This window comes from Oricola indica, from assembly GCF_019966595.1.
GTDB lineage: Bacteria > Pseudomonadota > Alphaproteobacteria > Rhizobiales > Rhizobiaceae > Oricola > Oricola indica.
The window spans coordinates 181321-204568 of the sequence record NZ_JAINFJ010000002.1 but is presented as its reverse complement, the minus strand read 5'-3'; the positions used below and the strand labels follow the sequence as shown (position 1 = coordinate 204568).

General features: G+C 63.4%; 22 protein-coding genes, 1 tRNA gene and 1 pseudogene. 17 read left to right on the top strand and 7 right to left on the bottom strand.

Features of this window, described 5'->3' with window-relative positions; translation table 11 throughout:
* The first annotated feature begins 193 nt into the window (after positions 1–193).
* The 3 genes from LC343_RS06520 (at position 194) to LC343_RS06510 (ending at position 1749) form a co-directional block, all read left to right on the top strand.
* Positions 194–655 (top strand): phasin, encoded by a 462-nt coding sequence (locus tag LC343_RS06520; RefSeq protein ID WP_223476302.1) that lies wholly within the window; start codon positions 194–196, stop codon positions 653–655.
* A gap of 163 nt (positions 656–818) precedes the next feature.
* A tRNA-His gene (locus tag LC343_RS06515) sits at positions 819–895 on the top strand.
* A gap of 179 nt (positions 896–1074) precedes the next feature.
* Complete coding sequence (locus LC343_RS06510) at positions 1075–1749, top strand: cyclic nucleotide-binding domain-containing protein (protein ID WP_223476301.1); 675 nt, start codon at positions 1075–1077, stop codon at positions 1747–1749.
* Positions 1750–1865: 116 nt separating this feature from the next.
* Here LC343_RS06510 and xseA read toward each other — a convergent pair whose 3' ends face one another.
* A complete protein-coding gene (xseA, locus tag LC343_RS06505; protein WP_223476300.1) occupies positions 1866–3434 on the bottom strand; it encodes an exodeoxyribonuclease VII large subunit in 1569 nt (522 codons plus the stop codon).
* A 153-nt stretch (positions 3435–3587) separates the two neighbouring features.
* Between xseA and LC343_RS06500 the strand changes: the two genes are divergently transcribed.
* Positions 3588–3965: a rhodanese-like domain-containing protein gene (locus tag LC343_RS06500; protein WP_223476299.1), complete on the top strand. Its 378-nt coding sequence runs from the start codon at positions 3588–3590 to the stop codon at positions 3963–3965.
* A 28-nt stretch (positions 3966–3993) separates the two neighbouring features.
* Here LC343_RS06500 and LC343_RS06495 read toward each other — a convergent pair whose 3' ends face one another.
* From LC343_RS06495 to LC343_RS06480, 4 genes are all read right to left on the bottom strand, one after another.
* Complete coding sequence (locus tag LC343_RS06495; RefSeq protein WP_223476298.1) at positions 3994–4899, bottom strand: DUF937 domain-containing protein; 906 nt, start codon at positions 4897–4899, stop codon at positions 3994–3996.
* A 115-nt stretch (positions 4900–5014) separates the two neighbouring features.
* A complete protein-coding gene (locus LC343_RS06490; protein ID WP_223476297.1) occupies positions 5015–6388 on the bottom strand; it encodes a glutamate--cysteine ligase in 1374 nt (457 codons plus the stop codon).
* 96 nt (positions 6389–6484) lie between these two features.
* Positions 6485–7222, bottom strand: a complete 738-nt coding sequence (locus LC343_RS06485; protein WP_223476296.1) for a 16S rRNA (uracil(1498)-N(3))-methyltransferase — start codon at positions 7220–7222, stop codon at positions 6485–6487.
* Between the two features lie 31 nt (positions 7223–7253).
* Entirely contained in the window at positions 7254–7898 is a 645-nt protein-coding gene (locus tag LC343_RS06480; protein ID WP_223476295.1) for a hypothetical protein, read from the bottom strand.
* Positions 7899–8088: 190 nt separating this feature from the next.
* On the opposite strand from LC343_RS06480, the gene LC343_RS06475 reads away from it, so the two are divergent.
* Positions 8089–8238 (top strand): hypothetical protein, encoded by a 150-nt coding sequence (locus tag LC343_RS06475; RefSeq protein WP_223476294.1) that lies wholly within the window; start codon positions 8089–8091, stop codon positions 8236–8238.
* Between the two features lie 127 nt (positions 8239–8365).
* A pseudogene (locus tag LC343_RS06470) lies at positions 8366–9499 on the top strand (alpha-hydroxy acid oxidase); the annotation flags it as partial.
* A gap of 194 nt (positions 9500–9693) precedes the next feature.
* Here the strand turns inward: LC343_RS06470 and LC343_RS06465 are convergent.
* A complete protein-coding gene (locus tag LC343_RS06465; protein WP_223476293.1) occupies positions 9694–10476 on the bottom strand; it encodes a FadR/GntR family transcriptional regulator in 783 nt (260 codons plus the stop codon).
* Positions 10477–10569: 93 nt separating this feature from the next.
* Between LC343_RS06465 and LC343_RS06460 the strand changes: the two genes are divergently transcribed.
* Positions 10570–10995, top strand: a complete 426-nt coding sequence (locus LC343_RS06460; protein ID WP_223476292.1) for a hypothetical protein — start codon at positions 10570–10572, stop codon at positions 10993–10995.
* A gap of 113 nt (positions 10996–11108) precedes the next feature.
* Entirely contained in the window at positions 11109–12428 is a 1320-nt protein-coding gene (locus LC343_RS06455) for a DUF3422 family protein (protein ID WP_223476291.1), read from the top strand.
* 13 nt (positions 12429–12441) lie between these two features.
* On the opposite strand, the gene LC343_RS06450 is transcribed toward LC343_RS06455, so the two are convergent.
* Positions 12442–13392 carry a LysR family transcriptional regulator gene (locus LC343_RS06450; protein ID WP_223476290.1) on the bottom strand — a complete coding sequence of 317 codons (951 nt, stop codon included), beginning with the start codon at positions 13390–13392 and terminating at the stop codon, positions 12442–12444.
* 284 nt (positions 13393–13676) lie between these two features.
* Here LC343_RS06450 and LC343_RS06445 point away from each other — a divergent pair, with 284 nt between their 5' ends.
* The 9 genes from LC343_RS06445 (at position 13677) to LC343_RS06405 (ending at position 23156) form a co-directional block, all read left to right on the top strand.
* The gene (locus LC343_RS06445; RefSeq protein WP_223476289.1) at positions 13677–14708 is read left to right on the top strand and encodes a TRAP transporter substrate-binding protein; all 1032 of its coding nucleotides are present in this window, start codon (positions 13677–13679) and stop codon (positions 14706–14708) included.
* 148 nt (positions 14709–14856) lie between these two features.
* Positions 14857–15420, top strand: coding sequence for a TRAP transporter small permease subunit (locus LC343_RS06440; protein WP_223476288.1), 564 nt, complete (start codon positions 14857–14859; stop codon positions 15418–15420).
* Positions 15420–16895: a TRAP transporter large permease gene (locus tag LC343_RS06435; protein ID WP_223476287.1), complete on the top strand. Its 1476-nt coding sequence runs from the start codon at positions 15420–15422 to the stop codon at positions 16893–16895. The genes LC343_RS06440 and LC343_RS06435 overlap by 1 nt, the downstream gene beginning before the upstream one ends.
* 147 nt (positions 16896–17042) lie before the next feature.
* Positions 17043–18485 (top strand): FAD-binding oxidoreductase, encoded by a 1443-nt coding sequence (locus tag LC343_RS06430; RefSeq protein ID WP_223476286.1) that lies wholly within the window; start codon positions 17043–17045, stop codon positions 18483–18485.
* Complete coding sequence (glcE, locus tag LC343_RS06425) at positions 18482–19711, top strand: glycolate oxidase subunit GlcE (protein WP_428982511.1); 1230 nt, start codon at positions 18482–18484, stop codon at positions 19709–19711. Before LC343_RS06430 ends, glcE begins: the two co-directional genes overlap by 4 nt.
* 21 nt (positions 19712–19732) lie before the next feature.
* Positions 19733–20116 (top strand): DUF4870 family protein, encoded by a 384-nt coding sequence (locus LC343_RS06420; protein WP_223476285.1) that lies wholly within the window; start codon positions 19733–19735, stop codon positions 20114–20116.
* 23 nt (positions 20117–20139) lie between these two features.
* Positions 20140–21483 carry a glycolate oxidase subunit GlcF gene (gene glcF, locus LC343_RS06415; protein WP_223476284.1) on the top strand — a complete coding sequence of 448 codons (1344 nt, stop codon included), beginning with the start codon at positions 20140–20142 and terminating at the stop codon, positions 21481–21483.
* A 163-nt stretch (positions 21484–21646) separates the two neighbouring features.
* Positions 21647–22630: an aldo/keto reductase gene (locus LC343_RS06410; RefSeq protein WP_223476283.1), complete on the top strand. Its 984-nt coding sequence runs from the start codon at positions 21647–21649 to the stop codon at positions 22628–22630.
* A gap of 91 nt (positions 22631–22721) precedes the next feature.
* Entirely contained in the window at positions 22722–23156 is a 435-nt protein-coding gene (locus LC343_RS06405; protein WP_223476282.1) for a universal stress protein, read from the top strand.
* The last annotated feature ends 92 nt before the right edge of the window (positions 23157–23248 follow it).

The following is a 23248-nucleotide window of genomic DNA, read 5'->3' as shown; positions in this document are numbered from 1 at the left end:
ATTAATTGCCATTTCGGCCCCGGCGCGTCCAGCGCACCGGGCAGGTCGGCCGTTTCAAGTTCCATATGTAGTTAACATGAAAGCGCAGGGCAGCCATGCTTATTGTGCAGTGCAATATAATGTTGCAATGCACAAAAAAAGTGCTATATACGCCTCACAGTTCAAGTCACACGAATTCGAAGGAATTATGATTATGGCCAAAGCCGCTCCGAAAACCGAAACCGCCGACGTCTTTGCCTTTCCGGGTATCGACTCCGCTCCGTTCGCCGACCAGTTCCGCACCTTCGCTGAGCAGGGCATGTCGAAATCCAAGGAAGCCTACGACAACATGAAGACATCCGTGGAAGAGGCCCAGAAGGCTGTCGAGACCTCGATGGAAACCGCCCAGACGCAGGGCACCAAGGTTTCGCTCACCGCTCTCAACGCGATGCGCGCCAACACCGAAGCCGGTTTCGCGCATCTCGAAAAGCTCTTCGGCGTGAAGACGCTTGCCGAAGCTTTCGAGATCCAGACCGCCTTCGTTCGCAAGCAGGCCGAGATGGCCGTCGACCAGGCCAAGGAAATGCAGACCGTTTCCAAGGAAGCCGTCGATGCGATGTCCGCGCCGGTCAAGGCCGCGACTGAAAAGGCCATGGCGTCCATCAAGGCTGCCTGAGGCATCGCACATCGCCGCCATCTCCTCCCGGCGGCCAGTGCATAAGAGAAAGGCCGGATTCGTCCGGCCTTTTTCTTTTGGCAATTGCGTGCCCGCCGGACGATCCGGTCTTGCAAAACGGCCGATGAACGCGTATTCGACGCGCCGGTATCGCTGATCCCATGCGAACGTAGCTCAGTTGGTTAGAGCGCTGGATTGTGGCTCCAGAGGTCGGTGGTTCAAATCCACCCGTTCGTACCATCTCCTCCCTCGTCCCGAATTCGAGCTTTTCGCGTCCCGGCGGCAATGCTGGCGATACAATTTTTTCCCTCGGCATGGTTGAGCGCGGATTGACCAAACGGTAAGGATTCGCGTCACGCGGAAACCCGGCGACTGCCATGGGCGAAGCGTAACAGCGGTTGCCGAGTGTTGGAGGCAGAGTGGAAATAGCGCCCGAGTACTTGGTTGCATGCGCCGGCGTGATCTACGTATGCGCTTTCCTGATCATCAACCAGATCTTCCTTCGTATCACCCTGCTGGTGGGATCAGTCTTCTACGTCTGGTACTACTTCATCGTCGCGGACGTGCCGCTCTGGGCGGCGATTTTCAGCAATTTTGCCATCTTTCTCGCGAATTCGACCGGTCTCGCAATGCTGTTGCTGCGCGGCTCGAAGCTGATCATCCCGCAGCAATACCGGGACATTTATCCGCTATTTTCCGTTCTCCAGCCCGGCGACTTTCGCACCCTGATGCGACTGTCGAAACGGTATGTCGCGGACAGCGAAATCGAGATGACCGCGGAGGACGCGCCGGTCCGAAAGCTCTATTTCGTGGTCGAAGGCAAGGTCGAGGCTTGCAAGCGCGGCCAGAGTTTCTCGCTGTCCGACGGGATATTCGTCGGCGAGATCGGCTACCTGACGAGCAACGCCGCATCGGCGACCACGAAGCTCGCCGCCGGAAGCGATGTCCTGGAGTGGGATGTCGATACCCTCCGGCGCAAGGCAAAACGCAGCCCGCGTTTCAATCTGGCGCTCGACGCGGCTATCTCGAAGGATCTTGCGACAAAGGTGTCCCGCGCGGGTGCGCCGATCGCCAATGTCGGGCAGATTGTCTGAGTGCATTTCCGGTTGCGGTGGAATCGAAATGCACTGCCACTCGCCTCCGCCTCGAGCGCGCATGTCTCTGGTGATGATTCAATCAAGACCTGAAGTGTACCGGGACACTTTCGCGTTCAGAAGAGGTCGCCTTGCTGCGGCGGTTTCTTCTTCGGTTTCGGCGGCGTCGATCCGGACCCCTCCGTTGCCACAACGCCGACGCGCTCGCGGCCAGCGAATTCGATCGTGAGCGTCGCGCCTTTCTTCACGCCCGACGCCCGTTTGACCGGCTGGTCCTTGTCGTCGCGCACCAGTGAGAAGCCGCGATCGAGAACGGATTCGTAGGACAGCGTTTTTAACAGCCGCCCCTTCTGATCGAGCGTGTTGCGGGCGTCCGTCAGGCGCAGGTCTAGCGCCCGGAACAGCCGGGCGGAGAGCTCGCCCAGCCGGTCGGAACCCAGGCGCCGCTGCCTGTCGATCCCCGATATGGTCAGCCGCGACGCGCGCAGCTTGAGCGCCTCGCCCTTGCGGTCGGCGACGCGGCGCAGAGCACGCGGCAGGTCGCGCTCGAAGCGCTCGAGCGAGCGCCGGTCGCGATCGGCGAGCGCGGCGAGCCGGTTCGGATTGAGCCGTCCGGCGGCCAACGCATAGGCGCTGCGCTTGGCGGTAACGTTGGTGCCGAGCCCCTGAGCGAGCCGGCGCTCCAGATTGTCGAAATTCTGCCGTGGCATCGCCAGCAGGCCGTCCGGCGCGGGCAGGGCGCGCGAAGCCGCGCGCAGTGCGTCGCGCTTGCGGTCTGCAAGACGCCCGATCCCGGATTTGAGCCGCGCGCCGAGCTGGGCGACGTGGGCCTCGAGTTCCGCCCTGACCGGCACGGCGATCTCGGCCGCGCCCGTCGGTGTCGGCGCACGGACATCGGCCGCATGGTCGATCAGGGTCCAGTCGGTCTCGTGGCCGACAGCCGAGACGAGCGGAATCATCGATTCCGCCGCCGCGCGCACCACGGCTTCCTCGTTGAACCCCCAGAGGTCCTCCAGGCTTCCGCCACCCCGCGCCACGATCAGGACATCCGGGCGCGCGATGCCCTGGCTGCCGTCGAGCGCGTTGAAGCCTCGGATCGCATTGGCGACTTCCGCGCCGCAGGTATCGCCCTGGACGCGCACGGGCCAGACGATCACATGCAGCGGAAAGCGGTCGTTGATCCGGTGCATGATGTCGCGGATCACCGCGCCGGTCGGCGAGGTGACGACGCCGATGACACGCGGCATGTAGGGCAGAAGCTGTTTGCGTTCCTCGGCGAAGAGGCCTTCGGCCGCGAGCTTCCTGCGCCGCTCCTCCAGTAGCGCCATCAGCGCGCCGGCGCCGGCCGGTTCGATATTGTCGATGACAACCTGGTATTTCGAGGACCCCGGATAGGTCGTCAGCTTGCCGGTGGCGATGACCTCCAGCCCTTCCTCGGGCAGGAAGGAAAGCTTGGAAAACGCGCCGCGCCAGATCACCGCGTCGATCCGCGCCTTTTCGTCCTTGAGCGTGAAATAGGCGTGGCCCGACGAATGCGGCCCGCGCCAGCCGGACACCTCGCCGCGAATCCGCACGCGGTCAAACCGGTCCTCGATCGTCCGCTTGACCGCGAAGGAGATTTCCGAGACCGAAAATTCGGCGACATTCGAGCGTGGGGAATCGGTGGGTGCCGGTTGATCGTTCATGACGCCAATAACGCCGACGGATGCCGCGCGGTCAAGGTCGGCCGTGATTGCGGATTTTCCCTTCGGCGGGACTGGAAACCGTGCGCAGCTTCTTTATATAAACATTCTTGAATATGTCGTTTTCAACATATGACCCCAACCGAGGAAGACATCATGCAGACCGAAAAACTCGCCAATGGCACGCTCGACACATGGACCGCAAACGAGGTGGCGGACGCCTACGACAAGGGCGAGATCGTCCTGATCGACGTGCGCACGCCGGCCGAGTACATGTTCGAACATGTCGATGGCGCGATGCTTGCGCCGATGTCCTTCCTGAAGGTCAAGAACATTCCCGACAACGAAAAGCGCCCGGTGGTCTTCTATTGCGGGTCGGGCGTGCGCTCGAAGAAAATCGCCACGATGTGCCTGGAGGCGGGCTTCTCCAATATCGCCCACATGGAAGGCGGATTCGGCGGCTGGAAGGCTGCGGGCCTGCCCTATATCGGCACCAACATGGCGACCGGCGCACCGGAACCGCGTCAGCCGTAACGCCTCGACTTGCGGCGGTCGCGAGCGATCACGACCGCCGTTTCATGCCGTCCAGATAGCTGTCGAAGATTTGTTCCATCGACTTCTGGTACTGCGACTGCGTCTTGCGTCCGGCCTCGAACATCTCGCCGAACAGGTCGCCATAGGGATTGCCTGATGTCGTTTCGGGTTCAGGCTCCGGCTCCGGTTCGGGTTGCCGCGCCTGCGGCTGTGCGAAACCGCCCTTCATCATGTCCTGGAAGATACGGCCGAGCGGATTGTTCATCGGGTTCATCGGATCGAAATCCGGCTCCGCACGCTTTTGCGGCTCCGGTTTCGATTGCGTCGCGCCGCCGAACATCTGTTCCAGCGCCTTGCCGAAGGGGTTCTCGAACGGGTTTGCCGCCGGTTCCGGCTCCTGCCGGCGCGGCTGCATGCGTTCCGCCATCTCCGCCTGCTGGCGCATCATCTGCTCGATCACCTGACCGATGACATTGCCCTGCGCCGCTCCGTAGCCGGACATGGCGTTCATCTGGCCCGTCGACTGCTTGAACAGCCCGCCCATCATGGTCGAAGCGATAACGGGCAGCATCTGCTTGAGGATTTCCTGCCCGATGCCCGTGGCCTGCGCGGCCTGGGCCGCGACGGCGCGGCTGACCTCCTTGGATCCGAACAGATGGCCGAGAATGCCGTTACCCTCGTCGATGCCCGTCGGCGAGAAGGCGCGGGTCATGTCCTCGAAATATTTCGCGTGGTCGCCGCCGGCCACCGCCTGCAGGAAATTGCCGACGCCCATCGGGTCGGAAGCGTTGCGTTTCAGGCCGGTCGAAAAGGCCGGCATCAACGCGGCAAGCGCATCCTCGGTCTGTTTCTGCGTCAGGCCGAACTGGCGGGCCATCTGGTTGATCGCATCGCCATTCTGGGCATTGGCGAACATATCGAACAGCGGCAGCATGGGCATTCCTCCGTGGCTATGGGGCGAGCATAACACGCGGCGCGCTTGCGGCAATCCGGCAAGGACGCCGCTGGCCTGGCGCGATCGTGAAAGCGTCGGCCGGTTCCCGATGCCTTCAGTAGGCGTATTCCATGAACACGGGCTCGATGGAGCCGCCCCACACCGAGTGGTATTCGGTGACCATCTGTTCGGCGGTGGTGGTGCCGCGCGCGACGATTTCCTCCAGCGGCGCGAGGAAATGCGTCTCGTCGAACCCTTCGGAATTCGGCCGTGCGCGCGACTGCAGGCCGTTGCGGGCTATGCGCAGGACATCATAGCCGATCTCGCGCACGGTGCGGTTTCTGATCCTGGCGTTCAGCCCTTCGCGGGGCACGGCGTCACGCGCGGCGACGACGTCCTCGAAGGTCCAGTCGCGGGTCAGCGCGTCGGCCGCCTCCAGCGCATTCTCGTCATAGGTCAGCCCGACCCAAAGCGCGGGCAGGGCACAGATCTTGCGCCAGGGGCCGCCATCGGCGCCGCGCATCTCCATGAATTTCTTCAGCCGCACTTCCGGGAAGACGGTGGAAAGATGGTTGGTCCAGTCGCCAAGATTGGGCCGCGCATCCGGGATCTCGCCCTCCAGCGCGCCGTCCATGAACTGGCGGAACGTGACATGGGTGCAGTCGCGGTACTTGCCTTCGCGCAGCACGAAATACATCGGCACGTCGAGCACCCACTGGGTGTAGTCCATGAAGCCGAAATCGTCGGAAAAGACGAATGGCAGCACACCGGCCCGGTCGTTATCCGTGTCGCGCCAGATGTCGGCGCGCCAGGAGAGGAGGCCGTTCGGCTTGCCCTCGGTGAAGGGCGAATTGGCGAACAATGCGGTGGCGATCGGCTGCAACCGGTAGGAGACCTGCATCTTCTTGCGCATGTCGGCTTCCGACGCGAAGTCGAGATTGACCTGGATCGTCGAGGTCCGGTGCATCATGTCGAGGCCGTCCTTGCCGACCTTGGGCATGTAGTTGCGCATGATGTCGTAGCGCGACTTGGGCATGCGTGGTGTTTCGGCGAGCGTCCATTTCGGGCTGGCGCCGAGGCCGAGGAACTTGATGCCGAGCGGATCGGCGATCTGGCGAAGCTGGGCGAGATGCGCGTTGGACTCGCGACAGGTCTGGTGGATCGTCTCCAGCGGTGCGCCCGACAGTTCGAACTGGCCGCCGGGTTCGAGGCTGATCGCACCCATGCCGGTCGGCTCGTAGAGCCCGATGATGCGGCCCTCATCCATGATCGGCGTCCAGCCGAGCGTCTCCTTCATGCCCTCCAGCAGGGCGCGGATCGAGCGCTCGCCGTCATAGGGAACCGGGCTGTTGTCCTCGACGAAAAAGGGAAATTTTTCGTGCTCGGTCCCGATACGCCAATCGTCCTTCGGCTTGCAGCCCGAAGCCAGATAGTCGGCCAGTTCCTCGACGGAGGAAATCGGTGTTTCGTCTGTGGTATCACGCGCCATCGGGCCGCCCCTCGCATTGGTCCGGTCGCCTAGATGGACATTCGCGCTGCTCCGGGCAAGCGCGTTTTTTCGCATCCAGCGTCAAGATATATTGAATCAATCCCAGTCTCCCGCCGTCGCCTGTATGACCGCGAGCGCGGCGACGGCGGCGGTGTCGGCACGCAGGATGCGCGGGCCGAGCGGAATCGCCGTCACAAAGGGCAGGGCATGCAGCTGCTCGCGTTCGGTATCCGAAAAACCGCCCTCCGGGCCAATGATGACGCCAAGCGGCGCGTCGGGAATGCCTTGCAGGGTCGCCAGCGGATTGTTCGTCGCGGCGTCCTCGTCGCAGAAGATCAGCCGGCGCTCCGGGTCCCAGTCGGCGAGGAGGCGGTCCAGCTTCTGCGGCTCGCGGCATTCGGGGATCGACAGGATGCCGCATTGCTCGGCGGCCTCGCGCGCATTGGCGGCCATGCGCTCGACATTGATCTTCGGCACCTGGGTGTGATGCGTCATTACCGGCTGCAGCACGCCCGCGCCCATCTCGACGGCCTTCTGGACCATGTAGTCGAGCCGACCGGATTTCAGCGGCGCGAAACAGTAGACGAGACCGGACGGTTCGGGCTGCGGGCGCACCTGTTCGGCGAGATCGAGCGCCGCCTGTTTCTTGCCGGGCTGGCGCAGGGTCGCGCGCCATTCGCCGTCGCGTCCGTTGAAGATCAGCAGTTCCGCGCCTTCGGACAGGCGCAGGACGTTGAGAAGATAGTTCGACTGTGCCTTGTCGGGCTCGACGGTGGCGCCCGCGGCGAGCGGGGCGTCAATGAAAAGGCGTTGCATTCGGTAGTTGGCGCGCATGGCGAAGGCATGGCCCGACAGGCCCGAAAGGTCAATCGTCGCGCGCCGATGGATGCAGCACCGGCCTGTAGCCGGCGCCGAGCGCCGCGACGGTCGAGGGCGGCGTCAGGAGCGACAGGCCGGAGCGTGGCGGCCGAACCGGCGGACCATAGCCGTCGAACGACCAGCGCCGTGCCTTGCCCCCGGCGAGCAGGAAAGGATCACCGCCATCGGTGATCATCGCACCGTCCGGGAGCGATTCGGCGGGGACCGACAGGTCATGCAGACGCTTGGCGCGGCCGTCGAGCCGCTCGGCGTGCAGCACGGCGTCGATATGGACGGCCTTCGGCGCATCCTCGCCATTGCCTGCGGCCCACGCCGCCTGGAAGCGAAGCGCGTCGGCGCGGCGGCAATAGAAACAGGGGCGGTGCCCGGCGGCCAGCGCGGTCGCCTCATCGAGGAAGAACAGTTCCGTCCATCCCTCACGCCCGTTCGGTCCGTTGAACCCCATCACGTCGCGGCGGATCTCGCGAAAATCGCACAAGCAGCAAATCCACGCCTTGTTCGTCCAGCGTCGGCGCGGATGAAGCGTGCGGGTGGTGGCGTCATGCAGGATGCCGCGATTGCCCGTGAAGAGCCCGCGCGCGGGGTGCGCGACGATCTCGCCGAAGGGCGTGACACGATTTTGCAGTGGCATGAGGCGGCCCTTAACCGTTCGTTTTTTCCTTTGTGAAATTTTTATGGAACGCTGAAAAGCCTATGGCGTTTTCCCGACGTAATCCCTATAGGCAGTCACGTGCGGTTCTGATGTGTGACGGACAGCACTGATCCTATCCGACCGGCATGGTTACATGCCCCCAGGAAAATTAGACTTTCAGGAGTTCGACATGTCCGTCCGCGCTGCATTCCTGTCGGCGGCCACGCTGCTTGCAATCTCTTTCTGGGGCCTCGCGGTCTATACGGACGGTGCGCTTGCCGGCAAGGTTCCGAGCGATGGCTACGGCGTTTCGATGGGCGAACTCGTTTCCGTCAACTGACGCCATCCTCCGCAAAATTTCGTTTCCTTTTACGCCCGTTTCGCAATCCGCGGACCGGGCGATGTCTTTTCCTCGCGCCGCGTTGCGGCTATGACCGTGCGAACATCCAGGCTGGAGACACGCACGCATGACCCTCGACAAGGTTACCGACATCTACGATCTGCAGAAGATCGCGCGCAGGCGCGTGCCGCGCATGTTCTATGACTACGCGGATTCCGGTGCATGGACCGAATCGACCTATCGCGACAACACCGACGCGTTCGAAAAGATCAAGCTGCGCCAGCGTGTTGCGCGCAACATCGACAACCGCTCGGTATCGACCACCATGATCGGTCATGATGTTTCGATCCCGACCGCGCTCGCGCCGGTGGGCATGACCGGCATGCAGCATCCGGACGGCGAAATCCACGCCGCGCGCGCCGCCGAGAAATTCGGCGTGCCCTTCACCCTGTCGACCATGAGCATCTGCTCCATCGAGGAAGTCGCCAAGGCGACGTCGAAGCCGTTCTGGTTCCAGCTCTACGTGATGCGCGATCGCGGTTTCGCCGCCGATCTGATCGGCCGCGCCAAGGCGGCGGGCTGCTCCGCGCTGGTGCTGACGCTTGACCTGCAGATTCTCGCCCAGCGCCACAAGGACGTGAAGAACGGCCTGTCGGCGCCGCCCAAGCCCACCATCGCGAACCTGATCAACCTGGCCTTCAAGCCGGCATGGTGCCTCGGCATGCTGCAGACGCAGAATCGCAGCTTCGGCAACATCGTCGGCCATGTGAAGGGCGTCGAGGACATGTCCTCGCTCGGCGACTGGACCAACAGCCAGTTCGACCCGACACTCGACTGGGAATCGGTCGAGTGGATCAAGAAGCACTGGGACGGCAAGCTGATCCTGAAAGGCGTCAACGACGTCGAGGACGCGAAGATCGCCGCCAAGCTGGGCGCCGATGCGATAATCGTGTCGAACCACGGCGGACGCCAGCTCGACGGCGCGGCGGCGACCATCGACATGCTGCCGCCTATCGTCGATGCGGTCGGCGACCAGATCGAAATCCATCTCGATTCGGGCATTCGGTCGGGCCAGGACATCTTCAAGGCAATCGCGCTCGGCGCGAAGTCGACCTTCATCGGTCGCGCCTTCGTCTATGGCCTCGGCGCTGCCGGCGAGGCCGGCGTGACCAAGGCGCTCCAGTTGCTGAAGAAGGAACTCGACCTGACCATGGCGCTGGCCGGTGAGACCGACATCAACGAAGTCGGCTACCAGAACCTGCTGACGCCGCCGGCAACCGCCCGCAAGGTCTTCGTGCCGAAAGCCAAGCCGGAAGCGAAAGCACCGGCAAAGCCGCGCGCCAAGCCAGCAGCGGCCAAGCCGGCTGCCGCGAAGTCGAAAACCGCCGCGGCCGCGAAAACGACCGCGAAACGGACAACCGCGCGGCGCAAACCGGCAAGCAAGAAAACCGAGAGCTAGTCCGCCCCCTCCAGCCGCTGCGCGCGGCGGAGGCGGGAGACTGCCTCGCGCGATTTCGCGCGCTCGGCTTCGAGGCTGTATTTCTCGACGAATTCCATGTGCGCCTCCGCCGCCCGTTTCGCGGCGGCGGGATCGCCGGCCATGATCGCGTCATGCACGGCGCGATGCTGTTTGAGCAGTTCGTCGCGCGCACCCGGCAGGCCGTAGACGAGGGCGCGCGAGAAGAACACGCCGTTCGCGAGCACGCGATAGCAGGACCGGAGCGCGTGCATCAAAAGCAGGTTATGTGCGCTCTCGCAGATCGCGTTGTGGAACTCGATGTCGATCTCGGCTTCTTCGCGCGTATCGTCATCGGCGTGGGCTGCCTCCATGCGTCTCATGATGTCGGCCAGCAGCGCCTTGTCGTGTTCGGTCGCGCGTTCGGCCGCATATGCGGCGGCGATGCCCTCCACGTCGCGGCGATATTCGAGATAGTCATGTGTCGCCTTGGGGTGGCGCGCGATCAGTTCGAGCATCACCGGCGAGAAGACGTCGCCGATGACGTCGGCGACGAAGGTGCCGCCGCCGTGGCGGGTGACGACGAGGCCACGCGTTTCCAGTTGCTTGATCGCCTCGCGCAGGACCGGGCGGGAGACGTCGAACCGGCGCGACAATTCGCGTTCTCCCGGCAGCTTGTCGCCGACGCGCAGCACCCCTTCGAGCACGAGCGTTTCGATCTGGGCGCAGACTTCGTCAGCCGTGCGCACGTGATCGATCGGCGAATAAAAGCCCTCGGACATTCTCTGCGCTCCTCAACGGCCACCAAAGTAGCGGGGGTGGGGCTAATTGGTCAATTTTCTTGTCCAATCCGCGTGAGCAATGTGCGGACTTGCATGTCGGGCATGCGTCATGACAATCGCTGGGCGGCAAATGGCGAGGCAATGATGGGTTTCACGCAAAGGCTGGCGGCATGGATGGAGCCGCGCTGGGTTCGCCGTGCGCGCGAGGATTTCGACCGGAATCCCGCCGAGGGCTGGATCGGTATCGACGCCTGGACCGGGGCCATCTTTACAGGCGCACTCAAGGACCAGCTTCCCCCGAAACACCGGCTTCGGCCCGGCCGCTGGCGCGCCATAGGACGTGTCGACGGGTTGGATGACGTGCTGTTCTTGGCGCGTGACGGGCGCGTCGCATGGGTTCACATGACATGGCAGAAGGAAACGGACGCCCGCTGGCCGGAAACGGAGATTTTCGGCTCGCTCGACGAAGCGCGACCCGGCCTGAAGGATTATGTCGCTGCCAGATATCCCGATGAATGAACCGCGGAACGCGCGGCAAGTCCCGGGTGCGGCCATTGCGTCAGTATCATTCGCAAGTTCTCGCGGTATAGTCGGATCGATTTTGTCACGGCTTGCTTATGAACGACCCCACCATGCCTTCCTCCACACCCGAAAGAGACGATGTAACGCAGCGAGTCGAACGGCGCGGCGCATTCGGTTTTCCGCTGCATGTGAACCGTTCCGCCGCGCTCGGGGAAATCCATTCCCGCCCCGCACCGTCGGTCTCCGCGCCGCGCGCGCTGGTCAAGCTGTGTTTCATGACCGAGGGCGGATCCACCGTCGATCATGCCGTTTTGTCGGAATTGTCACGCCGACACGGCGCAGCGCCGCCCGAAAAATCGGCGCGCCACCACACGATCGTGACCGGAAACGGCACGCTGCAATGGGAGCGCCATACCGAGGCCTCGACCTATCTGTGGCAGGGACCGCTGCCCGCGGAATTCGGCGCGCCGCTCATGGGGCATCCCTTCGGTGAGGAGTTTCCGGCGCCGGGAACGCTGATCGCCGGTGTGCGCATGGAAATCCGCGAGCATTCGCAGGCGTCGCTGGATCTGATCGCCCATTTCGACCAGGCGACGATCTGCTGTTCCTCCGTGGAGGGCGGGCTGGCGACCGTCGTTACTGATTTCTGGCAGGATGCCTCCGGGCTGACGCGAATACTGGTTCTCGACAAGGGCATGACACCGCAGCGCACGGGCGCGCTCGCTCAACGGCTGTTCGACATCGAAATCTATCGAACACTGGCCATGCTCGGCCTGCCGCTGGCGCAGCGGCTTTCGCCGCGCATGCGCAAGGCGGAGGATCAGCTTGCCGCCCTGACCGATCGCATGCGCTCGGTCGAGGCGGGGGACGCGGAACCGCTGCTCGACGACATCACCTCGCTCGCGGCCGACCTCGAGGCCGACGCCGCGTCGAGCCTCTACCGTTTCGGCGCCAGCCGCGCCTATGACGAAATCGTGCAAGACCGGCTCGATGCGCTCTCCGAGGAGCCGGTGACCGGTTTCGAGACCTGGCGGGGATTTCTCGGCCGCCGTATCGCGCCGGCCATGCGAACATGCCGTTCCGTCGAGGATCGGCTGGCCAATCTGTCACTCAAGCTGGCGCGTGCCGCCACGCTGCTGCGCACCAAGGTCGACGTGGCGGTGGAGAAACAGAACCGCGACCTGCTGCATTCGATGAACACGCGCGCAAAGCTGCAATTGCGCTTGCAACAGACGGTGGAGGGGCTGTCGGTCGCTGCCGTGTCCTATTACGTCGTTGGGCTGATCGGTTATGTGGCGAAGGGCGCGGGCGCGGAGCGTTTTGGCCTGAAGGATTCGACCGTGACGGCGATGGCCGTGCCGATCGTTTTGATTGTCATCTGGCTTCTTGTGCGCCGAATCCGCCGCTCCCACAGCGACGGATCCCACTGACGCTGCCTGCGAATTACCGGGCGACCGAAAGACGCGCCGGTTCCGTTTCGCCGGCGGCGTGTTCCAGTCCGGCGTCCCAATAGGGCACGCCGCCATAGAGATCGGCCAGATAGTCGATGAACAGGCGCACCTTGACCGGCAGGAACTGCCGGGTCGGATAGATCGCATGGACGGCGATGCTCCGCGATCCCTCGTAATCCGTACAGATTTGCACGAGTTCGCCGCTGGCGAGTTCCGGGCCGACATCCCATGTCGAGCGCAACCCGATGCCGATGCCGGCCAGAACGGCCTCGCGCACGACCTCCGACGAATTGGTGCTGAGCGCGCCATTCGGGCGGATGGAGACCGGACCCTCTGGCCCTTCCAGCCGCCATGCCTCGCCGGCGAGATGGGTCAGGCAGTTGTGATCTTCGAGATCGCTCAGCGTTTGCGGCGTGCCGCGGCGTTCCAGATATTTCGGCGACGCGCACAGCACGCGCCGCACCGGCGCGATCTTGCGTGCGACGAGGCTGGAATCGGCCAGTTCGGCGATGCGGATCGCCACGTCATACCCTTCGCCGACGATATCGACGAACGAATCCGACAGGACGAGATTGATCGAGAGGTCGCTGTTGGCTTCCATGAATGCGCCGAGATGGGGCGCGATATGCATCCGGCCGAAGGAAGTCGGCGCGGAAACCTTCAGCGTCCCGCGCGCGGTGGCCGATCGCCGCGCGACAAATGCCTCGGCTTCCTCGACGCCGGCGAGGATCGCCACGACGCGCTCGTAATAGCCCTGACCGGCCTCCGTCAGCGCGATCTGCCGGGTCGTACGCTGAAGCAGCCGCGTCCCGAGCCTGTCTTCCAGCCGGCGTAGCCGTTTCGAGACGACGGCGGGTGACAGGCCGAGTTCGCGCCCGGCCGCCGACATGCTGCCCGCCGACACAACCCGGGCAAAGATTTCAAGATCGCCGAAATTGCTCATTTTGTTATCGTTTTCCGTCTGACTATCCCGCTACATTACCTAACGGCAGATGCGCATTTAGCTGCATTTTGAGGTAAATTGGAAGGTATTTTTTCCATTTTGTGAGGGGATCTTACGATCCGGGTCGCGAACTGGATCAGCAAGTGGCTCTATCTAGGTGACGAATTACGCCGACGAAAGTCGTACGACGTGGATTTTCGTTACCGAATTGTTGCTTTCTGGCGCTTGTTCTGTAGCGTAACCTGGTCTTCGAGCGTTCAAGCTCGCACATGGGAGGAGACAACATGTTCAAGAAACTGCTGCTGGCAGGCGCCGCCTGCCTTCTCACTGCCGGTTTGGCAACGGCTGAACCGGTACGCCTCAAGATGGCGTCGACCTATCCGTCGAGCCTGACCCAGCTCGGAACTCTCGGCAAGCTTCTGGAGGAGAATGTCACCGAGGCTTCCGGCGGCGATGTGCAGTTGAAATTCTTCGAACCGGGCGCGCTGGTGCCCGCGCTCGAAGTGTTCGATGCCGTCAAGAACGGTTCCGTCGATGCGGCGTGGTCCACGCCCGGTTACTGGCAGGGCAAGGAACCGTCGCTGGCCCTGTTCGCGGCCGTACCGTTCGGACCGTCGGCTGGCGAGTTCCTGGCATGGCTGCTCTATGATGGCGGCGAAGCCAGGATGCAGGAAGTCTATGCCAAGCATAATATCCACTCGATCATCTGCGCGGTCATCGCGCCGGAGGCGTCGGGCTGGTTCCGTGAGGAGATCACCTCTCTCGACCAGTTGCAGGGCAAGAAGATGCGCTTCTTCGGCCTCGGCGCGAAGGTCATGCAGAAGCTCGGCGTCGATACGCAGCTTCTCGCTGGCGCCGACATCTACCCTGCGCTCGAGCGCGGCACGATCGACGCGACCGAGTTCTCTATGCCGGCCATCGACCTCAATCTCGGCTTCTACCAGGTTGCCAAGCATTACTACTTCCCGGGCTGGCACCAGCAGTCGACCATGTTCGAACTGATGATCAACATGGACAAGTGGAACGCCATGAGCGCGTCGCAGCAGAAGCTGATCACGACCACCTGCCGCGCCAACATCGCGCTCGGTCTCGCCGAGGGTGAGGCCATCCAGGGCAAGGCGCTTGCCGAGCTCAAGGAAAAGGGCGTGCAGATCCACCGCTGGCCGCAGGAAATCCTCGACACGCTCGAGGTGACCTGGAACGAGGTCGCCGCGGAACAGGCCGCGGCCGATCCCACCTTCAAGGAAACCTGGGAATCGCTCCAGGCCTTCCGTGCCGAATATGCGGTCTGGGCCGAACTCGGCTACCTGAAATAGGCAGCATCGCCTGACGACAGGGATCGGCGCCTTTCCGGCGCCGGTTCCCGCCAGCCGGCGGCCACGAACGGCCGTCGGCGATCAGGTCCGCGACGGGGAGGCCGGAACACGCGTTCCGGGATGTCGCGGCATCGGGAGGAAACAATTCATGCAATCGCTACTGGGCGTCAGCGCGGCCATAGACAAGATGCTTGCCTTTTTCGGCAAGATCGGCGCCTGGGCCGGCTTCCTTTTGATCTTCGCCGTCTGCATCGACGTGGTCACGCGCTATTTCGGTGTGCCGAAACCCTTCGGCTGGAACTCGACGCAGCTGCAGGAATCCGAATACTGGCTGCATACCTTCCTTTTCGCGCTGATGATCGGCTATGCCTACACGCGGCAGGCCCATGTCCGTATCGACCTCGTGCGCGACAGCTTTCCGATCAAGGTGAAGTATCTCGTCGAGATGGTCGGTATCGCCATCTTCCTGTTCACCTATTCGCTGCTCGGCGCCTGGTACACCTACAAATACGCGCTGTCCTCCTTCCTCGAACACGAGATGTCCAAGTCGACGATCGGCCTGTCGAATATCTGGATCGTCAAGTCGGCGCTCGTCCTGATGTTCATCCTGATGGGGTTCGCCGCCATATCGCAATTCATCAAGGCGCTTGCCGGTTTCCGGGGCGTTTTGCCCAAGGAGATGATCGCCGAAACGCTGGGGAGTGAGGGCTGATGGAGTGGCTCGGTCCCTACCTGCCGGCACTGATGTTCGCCTCGCTGGCGATCTTCCTGTTTTCCGGCTTCCCCGTCGCTTTCGTTCTCGGCGGCATCGGTCTCGGCTTCGGCTTCATCGCCTACTGGATCGACCCCTGGCTGTTCGATCTCGCGCAGTTCGGAGCCTTGCCGTCGCGCATTTTCGGCGCGATCGCCGAGAACCTGATCCTGACCGCCATTCCCATGTTCATCTTCATGGGAACGATGCTCGAGAAATCGGGCGTCGCGCGCGACCTGCTGAACTGCCTGCAGGTGCTGCTGCGCCGCGTTCCCGGTGGCCTCGCGCTGGCCGTGACCCTGATGGGCACAATCCTCGCGGCGACGACGGGTATCATCGGCGCATCGGTCGTGATGATGAGCCTGCTGGCCCTGCCGGTCATGATCCAGCGCGGTTACGCGCAGACGCTGTCGACGGGCACGATTGCCGCGTCGGGCACGCTCGGCATTCTCATCCCGCCGTCGATCATGCTCGTGATCATGGCCGACCTGTTGTCGCGGTCCGTCGGCAATCTCTTCGTCGCGGCCGTGATCCCGGGCTTCATGCTGTCCTTCATGTATGTGATCTACATCGTCGTGGTGTCGATGCTGAAGCCGCAGCTCGCGCCGAAACTGCCGCCCGAACTGGGGCCGCGATCGGCGGGTGCCTATGTGCTCATGCTCGCGCGCTCCTTCCTGCCGCCTGTCTTCCTGATCTTTTGCGTGCTCGGGTCCATTCTCGGCGGTTTCGCCACGCCGACCGAGGCCGCCGGTGTCGGCGCCATCGGGTCTGTCATCCTCGCTTTCATCAATCTCGTGCTGCTTCCGGCGCTCAAGATCCCGGAATTCCATTTCGAGGGTGAGGCGAAGGCCGATCTCGACGACCACGCGACGGGGCAGGGGTCCGGCGCCGATCTCGCGCATTTCTGGGGCGTGCTGAAGGATGTCGTCGTTCGCACCGGCCTGACAAACGCCATGCTGTTCGGCATCTTCGTCGGCGCGACGCTGTTCTCCTACATGTTCCGCGCTCTGGGCGGCGAGGCCCAGGTGGACAATTTCATCGAGCATCTCGGTCTCGGCCCCTGGGGCCTGCTGTTCATGCTGATGGCGATCGTCTTCGTGCTCGGCTTCTTCCTCGACTGGATCGAGATCACGCTGATCGTGCTGCCGGTCTTCGCGCCGGTCGTCGCGGGGCTCGATTTCGGCGATCACGTCATGCGCAGCGAGGTCACCTACTGGTTCGCGATCCTGCTGGCCGTGAACCTGCAGACCTCGTTCCTGACGCCGCCTTTCGGGTTCGCGCTGTTCTACATGAAGGCGGTGGCCCCGCCGGAGATCAAGATCCAGAAGATCTATCTCGGGATCATTCCCTTCGTGCTGATCCAGCTCCTGGCGCTCGCGCTCGTCGTGCTGTTCCCGGAACTGGCGCTCTGGCTGCCGCGGCAGGTCTTCGGCTAGCGCACCGCGCCGGCATCTTTTCCGGGACGGCGAAACTGCTTCTCGCCGGAGGGGCGGTTTCGCATCCGGCGGTCGTGTTGCGCGTCGGAAAGTCAAGTGGTAAGTTATTTTTACCACTTGGCACCGAGTGACTGTCGGGAGGACTGCATGAACCAGATCCGCTTTCTCGAACCGCGCGCCGACGTCGTCGCCCGGCGCGATGAGATTCGTGCCGGCCTTGCCAACCTGGTCCCGGCCGACTGCCTCGTCACAGAGGAGCGCGAGCTCGTGCCCTTCGAAACCGACGCCTTTACCGCCTACAGGCGCGTGCCGCTCGCCGTGGTCTTGCCGGAGACGACGGAGCAGGTGGCCGCGGTCATGAAATATTGCTCGGAACGCGGCGTTCCCGTCATTCCGCGCGGAGCCGGTACATCGCTCTCCGGTGGCGCCATCCCGCAGGAGGATGCGGTGGTGGTCGGTGTGTCCAAGATGGCGCGCATCCTGGAAGTCGATTTCGAGAACCGCACGGCACGCGTTCAGGCCGGCGTCACCAATCTGCGCATTTCCGACGAGGTGTCCGCGGACGGCTTCTTCTACGCGCCGGACCCGTCCTCGCAGCTGGCCTGCACGATCGCCGGCAATATCGGCATGAATTCCGGCGGCGCGCATTGCCTGAAATACGGGGTGACCACGAACAATCTGCTCGGCGTGAAGATGGTGCTGCATGACGGCACAATCATCGAACTTGGCGGCAAGGCGCTCGACGCGGAAGGCTACGACCTGCTCGGCCTGGTCTGCGGCTCGGAAGGGCAACTCGGTATCATCACCGAGGCGGTGGTGCGCCTGATCGCCAAGCCGGAGGGCGCGCGACCGGTTCTGTTCGGCTTCGATTCCTCCGAGGTGGCCGGCGCATGCGTCGCCGATATCATCGCGGCCGGGATCATTCCGGTGGCCATCGAATTCATGGACAAGGAGGCGATCGACATCTGTGAGGCCTTCGCCCATGCGGGTTATCCGATGGATGTCGAGGCGCTGCTGATCGTCGAGGTCGAAGGGTCCGATGACGAGATGGACGCGATGCTTGCCCGGATCATCGAGATCGCGCGCCGGCACAATGTGAAGCGCGTCAAGGAGAGCCAGTCCGCGCTCGAGGCCGCCCAGATCTGGAAGGGCCGCAAATCCGCCTTCGGCGCGACGGGCCGCATCGCCGATTATATCTGCATGGACGGCACGGTGCCGCTCGGCCAGCTTTCCCACGTGCTTCGGGAGACGACGAATATCATCGAGAAATTCGGCCTGCGAGTCGCCAATGTGTTCCATGCCGGCGACGGCAACATGCACCCGCTGATCCTTTATAACGTCAACGATCCGGCCGAGGCGGAAAAGGCGGAGGCCGCGGGGATGGAAATCCTCAAGCTCTGCGTCGACGCGGGCGGATGCCTGACGGGGGAACACGGCGTCGGCATCGAGAAGCGGGACCTGATGCTGCACCAGTTCTCCGAAACCGACCTCAACCAGCAGATGCGCGTGCGCGCCGCCTTCGATCCGGGCTGGATGCTCAATCCGTCGAAGGTCTTCCCGCTCGATCTCGCGATGCGCAAGGCGGTATGACCATGACCAATGAGGTGCTGACACCGGCTTCGGAGGAAGAAGCCGCCGAGATCATCCGGGAGACGGCGGCGAAAGCCGGAACGCTGGAAATCGCCGGCGGCGCCACGAAACGCGGCATCGGCCAGCCCTTCGAGGCCGACCGGACGCTATCGATGGCGAAGCTCTCCGGAATCACGGAATACAATCCCGCCGAACTGGTGCTGACGGCGAAAGCCGGGACGCCGGTCGCCGAAATCGAGGCGGCGCTGGCCGAAGCGGGCCAGATGATGGCGTTCGAACCGGGCGACTGGCGCGGGCTGACCGGCGCGAACGGCGTGCCGACCATCGGCGCGGTCGCCGCCGCCAACATCTCGGGTCCGCGGCGGATTTCCGCCGGTGCGGCGCGCGACGGGCTGCTTGGCGTGCGTTTTGTCAACGGCTCGGGCGAGGTGATCAGGAATGGCGGCCGGGTGATGAAGAATGTCACCGGTCTCGATCTCGTCAAGCTGATGGCCGGAAGCTGGGGCACGCTGGGGCTGCTGACGGAAGTGTCCTTCAAGGTGCTGCCACGCACGGAGACCGAGGCGACGCTGGTCATCCATGGCGCAACCGACAGCGACGGCGCGAACATGATGGCCGCCGCCCTCCAGACGAGCGCCGAAGTGTCCGGCGCGGCACATGCGCCCGAGACCGTCGCGAAGCGACTGGGCGTCGGTGCGGGCTCGGCGACGCTGCTGAGGCTGGAGGGCTTCGCCGATTCCGTCGCGGCGCGGCTGGACAGGTTGCGGGCGGCTCTGCCGGGAGGCGCGGACGCCGATGAATTGCCGGAGGCCCAATCCCGGCCGCTCTGGGCGCAAATTCGCGATGTCGCGCCATTTGCCGGATCGGTGTCGCCGCTCTGGAGAATTTCGGTCGCGCCGATGGCGGGCCACGACGTCGCGGCGATCGTCCTGCGGGATGTCGACGGTGAGGCCTTCTTCGACTGGCAGGGCGGGCTGGTCTGGCTGCAATTGGCCGATGAAAGCGACGCCAGCGCCGACCGGGTGCGCGCCGCGGTGGCCAAATGCGGCGGCGGTCATGCGACGCTGGTTCGGGCCCCGGAAGCAGTCCGGCGCTCGGTGCCGGTATTCCAGCCGCAAGCCGCACCGGTTGCCGCGCTCTCGGAGCGGGTGCGTACGGCGCTCGATCCGGCAGGCGTTTTCAATCCGGGAAGAATGGTGTTCCATGGCAGCCGCAAGGCTGCATGAACCAAAACCGGAGAGAGCATCATGACCGACCCCCAGACCCCGCCACCCATCACGCCGCGCCAGACCGATGGATGGCTTGAGCCCGGCCCGCAGAACGCGCTGGTCATCTACATTCTCTATCTCGTCGGCTTCGTGATCGGCATCACGGCGATCGTCGGCATCGTCATGGCCTATCTGAATCGCAACAAGGCAGGCGGTTTCGTCGAATCCCACTACACGTGGCAGATCCGCACCTTCTGGATCGCGCTTCTCGCGTCGCTGGTTTCGGCACTTCTTTTCATCATCGGCATCGGCTTCATCCTGATGTTCGCCGTGGCGGTGTGGGTCATCATCCGCGTCGTCAAGGGCCTGATGGCGCTCAACAAGAACGAACCGATCGCCGATCCCCAGTCCTGGTGGATCTGACGAACCGTTAAAGACAGGTCGCAATGCAAACGAGCTTTACGCCAGAACAATTGAAGGATCCCGGTGTTGCCGCGTCGGAGAAGATCCTGCGCACCTGCGTGCATTGCGGGTTCTGCACGGCGACCTGTCCGACCTATGTCACGCTCGGCAACGAGCTCGACAGCCCGCGCGGGCGGATCTACCTGATCAAGGACATGCTGGAAAACGACCGGCCGGCCGACGAGAAGGTCGTGACCCATATCGACCGCTGCCTCTCATGCCTGTCGTGCATGACGACCTGCCCGTCGGGCGTGCATTACATGCATCTGGTCGACCATGCCCGCGCGCATATCGAAAAGACCTACAAGCGGCCCTTCTTCAACCGGCTGACGCGCAATGTGCTGGCACTGGTCTTGCCCTATCCGGGCCGTTTCCGCGCCTCGCTCCATGCGGCGCGTCTCGGGCGTCCGTTCGCCGGACTGTTCAAGGCGATCGCGCCGCTGAAGGCATTCGGCGCGATGCTCGATCTGGCGCCGAAGACGATCGAAAAGCCGTCGCGTTTCGCGGAGCCCGGCACGCATGCGCCCACGGCCGAGAAACGCGGCCGTGTCGCGATCCTGACAGGGTGTGCGCAACCGGTTCTCAAACCGGGCATCAACGAGGCGACGATCCGGCTGCTGACCCGGCTCGGCATCGAGGTTGTCGTGCCGAAAGGCGAAGGCTGCTGCGGTTCGCTGGTTCATCATATGGGCCGCGAGGAACGGGCCTTGGAAGACGCGCGCCGCAACGTCGATGCCTGGACGCGGGAGATCGAAGCGGGCGGGCTCGACGCCGTTATCGTCACGGCATCGGGATGCGGCACGACCATCAAGGACTATGGCTGGATGTTGCGGGAAGACGCTGCCTACGCCGAAAAGGCGAAGCGGGTCTCGGCGCTTGCTAAGGACATTACCGAATATCTGGCGTCCATCGAACTGCCGGACCCGGCAGTGCGGGCGAACCTGACGGTGGCCTATCACTCGGCCTGCTCCATGCAGCATGGCCAGAAGATCACGGCAGCGCCGAAAAACCTGCTCAAGGCGGCTGGGTTTTCGGTTCGGGATCCGGCGGAAGGCCATCTGTGCTGCGGCTCGGCGGGGACCTACAACATCATGCAGCCGGAGATCGCGGATCAGTTGAAGGCGCGCAAGGTCCGCAATATCGAGGCGACGAAACCCGATATCATCGCCACCGGCAATATCGGCTGCATCACGCAGATCGGGTCGGGCACCGGTATCCCGATCCTCCACACGGTCGAACTGCTTGACTGGGCCTATGGCGGGCCGAAGCCGGATGGTGTCCCGGATGCGCGGCCGTCGCGTCTCGATGCGCTTCTGGCGGCTGAGTAAACGTCAGCGTCTACGTGCAGCCAGCCATTTGTCTATCGCGACGAAAACCGGCGAGACCGTCAGGAAGGCCGCCATCGCCTGCGCGATCATGACGGGTTGCAATCGCGCTTTCGGCATAGGATGAAGGCCGCCATATTCCCGGAATGACAATCGGAGAGCATCGATGCAGCAGCGCAAACTCGGCAGAGACGGACCTTCGGTCGGAGCGATCGGGCTCGGCTGTATGAGTTTTGCCGGCGCCTATGGCAAGATTTCCGAGGCGGAGGCGCACCGCACCCTGGAAGCGGCAATCGATCTCGGCGTCACGCATCTCGACACGGCCGCGCTCTATGGCGGCGGCGTTTCGGAGAGCTATATCGGCTCGTTCATCAAGGACCATCCGAACCGGTTCACTATCGCAACCAAGGCCGGGATTATCACCAAGCCGGAGCGCCGCTTCGACAACACCGAAGCCTATCTGCGCGAGTCTCTGGAAGGCTCACTGAAGAGGCTCGGCGTCGAGCATGTCGAGCTTTTCTACATTCACCGCCGCCAGCAGGACATCCCGATCGAGGATGTCATGGAGACGATGGTGAAACTCAAGCAGGAAGGCAAGATCGGCGGCATCGGCCTTTCGGAGATCGCGCCCTACACGCTGCGCCGGGCGGCGGCGGTGCACCCGGTCATGGCGGTCCAGAACGAATACTCGCTGTGGACCCGGTTACCCGAACTGGGTCTTCTGCAGGCCTGCGCGGAACTCGGAACCACATTCGTTTCCTTTTCATCGGTCGGGCGGGGTGTTTTCTCCAACCGGATGCCGGACGTCCCGGCACTGCCGGACAGCGACTTTCGGACCTCCAATCCGCGTTTCGCCGAGCCGAATTATGCGCTCAACAAGGCGATCATCTCGAAGTTCAACGAATATGCCAACAGTCAGGGCATGTCGCCGGCGACCCTGGCCAATGCATGGGTGTTGCACCAGGGCGACCATGTCATCGCCATCCCGGGCACCCGGACGCCGGACCATCTGGCGGAAAACGCCGCTGCCGCCGATGTCGTGCTGACGGATACGCAAATCGCCGAGATCGACCGGTTGCTGCCGGTAGGCTTCGCCTATGGCGATCGCTATTCCGACGGCCAGTCGGTCGGTCCGGAACGTTATTGCTGAGGCCCGAGGGGCTTGCATGGGCATATGACAGAAATCAATGTCGCGACCCGCGTGTCGTGAGAGTGTCTGCACCCCGGAACTGGAGAAGATCATGTTTGAGAAAATCACTGTCGCAACCGACGGATCGGATCACGCGAGCGAGGCGATCCGGATCGCCTGCGATCTCGCGAAGAAATACAATTCCAAGCTGCACATCGTTCACACGCCGCAAGCCATCGGCGATACGCTGATCGTCGGCTATACCGCCGTGCCCGTGCCGCCGACCAAGGAAGAGATTGAGAAATCCGGCCGCGAAGTAATCGGCGCGGCCGAATCCGAGGTGCGTGAAGCAGGCATCAGCGACTTCACCAGCCAACTCGTTTCAGGCGATCCGGCTCATGCGATCGTCGAGGAAGCCAAGGCGCACAAGTCCGACCTCATCGTCATGGGCCGCCGTGGCCTCGGTTCGCTTTCCGGGCTGCTGGTCGGCTCGACGACGACGAAGGTCTCCCAGCTCGCGCCCTGCGCCGTCCTGACGGTCAAGTAGCGCTTTCTCGCGCCTCGGCTTTTCGTCGGCCGGTGTCGGCGAATCGGGCTTTCCTGCGGCGTGACGGTTACACATCCGGCGGCGACCGGTTG

Excerpts from the sequence above, each read along its gene's own strand:
- LC343_RS06520 (WP_223476302.1), top strand. The coding sequence starts at position 194 with ATGGCCAAAGCCGCTCCGAAAACCGAAACCGCCGACGTCTTTGCCTTT.
- xseA (WP_223476300.1), bottom strand. The coding sequence starts at position 3,434 with ATGAACGATCAACCGGCACCCACCGATTCCCCACGCTCGAATGTCGCC.
- LC343_RS06500 (WP_223476299.1), top strand. The coding sequence starts at position 3,588 with ATGCAGACCGAAAAACTCGCCAATGGCACGCTCGACACATGGACCGCA.
- LC343_RS06495 (WP_223476298.1), bottom strand. The coding sequence starts at position 4,899 with ATGCTGCCGCTGTTCGATATGTTCGCCAATGCCCAGAATGGCGATGCG.
- LC343_RS06490 (WP_223476297.1), bottom strand. The coding sequence starts at position 6,388 with ATGGCGCGTGATACCACAGACGAAACACCGATTTCCTCCGTCGAGGAA.
- LC343_RS06485 (WP_223476296.1), bottom strand. The coding sequence starts at position 7,222 with ATGCGCGCCAACTACCGAATGCAACGCCTTTTCATTGACGCCCCGCTC.
- LC343_RS06480 (WP_223476295.1), bottom strand. The coding sequence starts at position 7,898 with ATGCCACTGCAAAATCGTGTCACGCCCTTCGGCGAGATCGTCGCGCAC.
- LC343_RS06475 (WP_223476294.1), top strand. The coding sequence starts at position 8,089 with ATGTCCGTCCGCGCTGCATTCCTGTCGGCGGCCACGCTGCTTGCAATC.
- LC343_RS06465 (WP_223476293.1), bottom strand. The coding sequence starts at position 10,476 with ATGTCCGAGGGCTTTTATTCGCCGATCGATCACGTGCGCACGGCTGAC.
- LC343_RS06460 (WP_223476292.1), top strand. The coding sequence starts at position 10,570 with ATGTCGGGCATGCGTCATGACAATCGCTGGGCGGCAAATGGCGAGGCA.
- LC343_RS06455 (WP_223476291.1), top strand. The coding sequence starts at position 11,109 with ATGCCTTCCTCCACACCCGAAAGAGACGATGTAACGCAGCGAGTCGAA.
- LC343_RS06450 (WP_223476290.1), bottom strand. The coding sequence starts at position 13,392 with ATGAGCAATTTCGGCGATCTTGAAATCTTTGCCCGGGTTGTGTCGGCG.
- LC343_RS06445 (WP_223476289.1), top strand. The coding sequence starts at position 13,677 with ATGTTCAAGAAACTGCTGCTGGCAGGCGCCGCCTGCCTTCTCACTGCC.
- LC343_RS06440 (WP_223476288.1), top strand. The coding sequence starts at position 14,857 with ATGCAATCGCTACTGGGCGTCAGCGCGGCCATAGACAAGATGCTTGCC.
- LC343_RS06435 (WP_223476287.1), top strand. The coding sequence starts at position 15,420 with ATGGAGTGGCTCGGTCCCTACCTGCCGGCACTGATGTTCGCCTCGCTG.
- LC343_RS06430 (WP_223476286.1), top strand. The coding sequence starts at position 17,043 with ATGAACCAGATCCGCTTTCTCGAACCGCGCGCCGACGTCGTCGCCCGG.
- glcE (WP_428982511.1), top strand. The coding sequence starts at position 18,482 with ATGACCATGACCAATGAGGTGCTGACACCGGCTTCGGAGGAAGAAGCC.
- LC343_RS06420 (WP_223476285.1), top strand. The coding sequence starts at position 19,733 with ATGACCGACCCCCAGACCCCGCCACCCATCACGCCGCGCCAGACCGAT.
- glcF (WP_223476284.1), top strand. The coding sequence starts at position 20,140 with ATGCAAACGAGCTTTACGCCAGAACAATTGAAGGATCCCGGTGTTGCC.
- LC343_RS06410 (WP_223476283.1), top strand. The coding sequence starts at position 21,647 with ATGCAGCAGCGCAAACTCGGCAGAGACGGACCTTCGGTCGGAGCGATC.
- LC343_RS06405 (WP_223476282.1), top strand. The coding sequence starts at position 22,722 with ATGTTTGAGAAAATCACTGTCGCAACCGACGGATCGGATCACGCGAGC.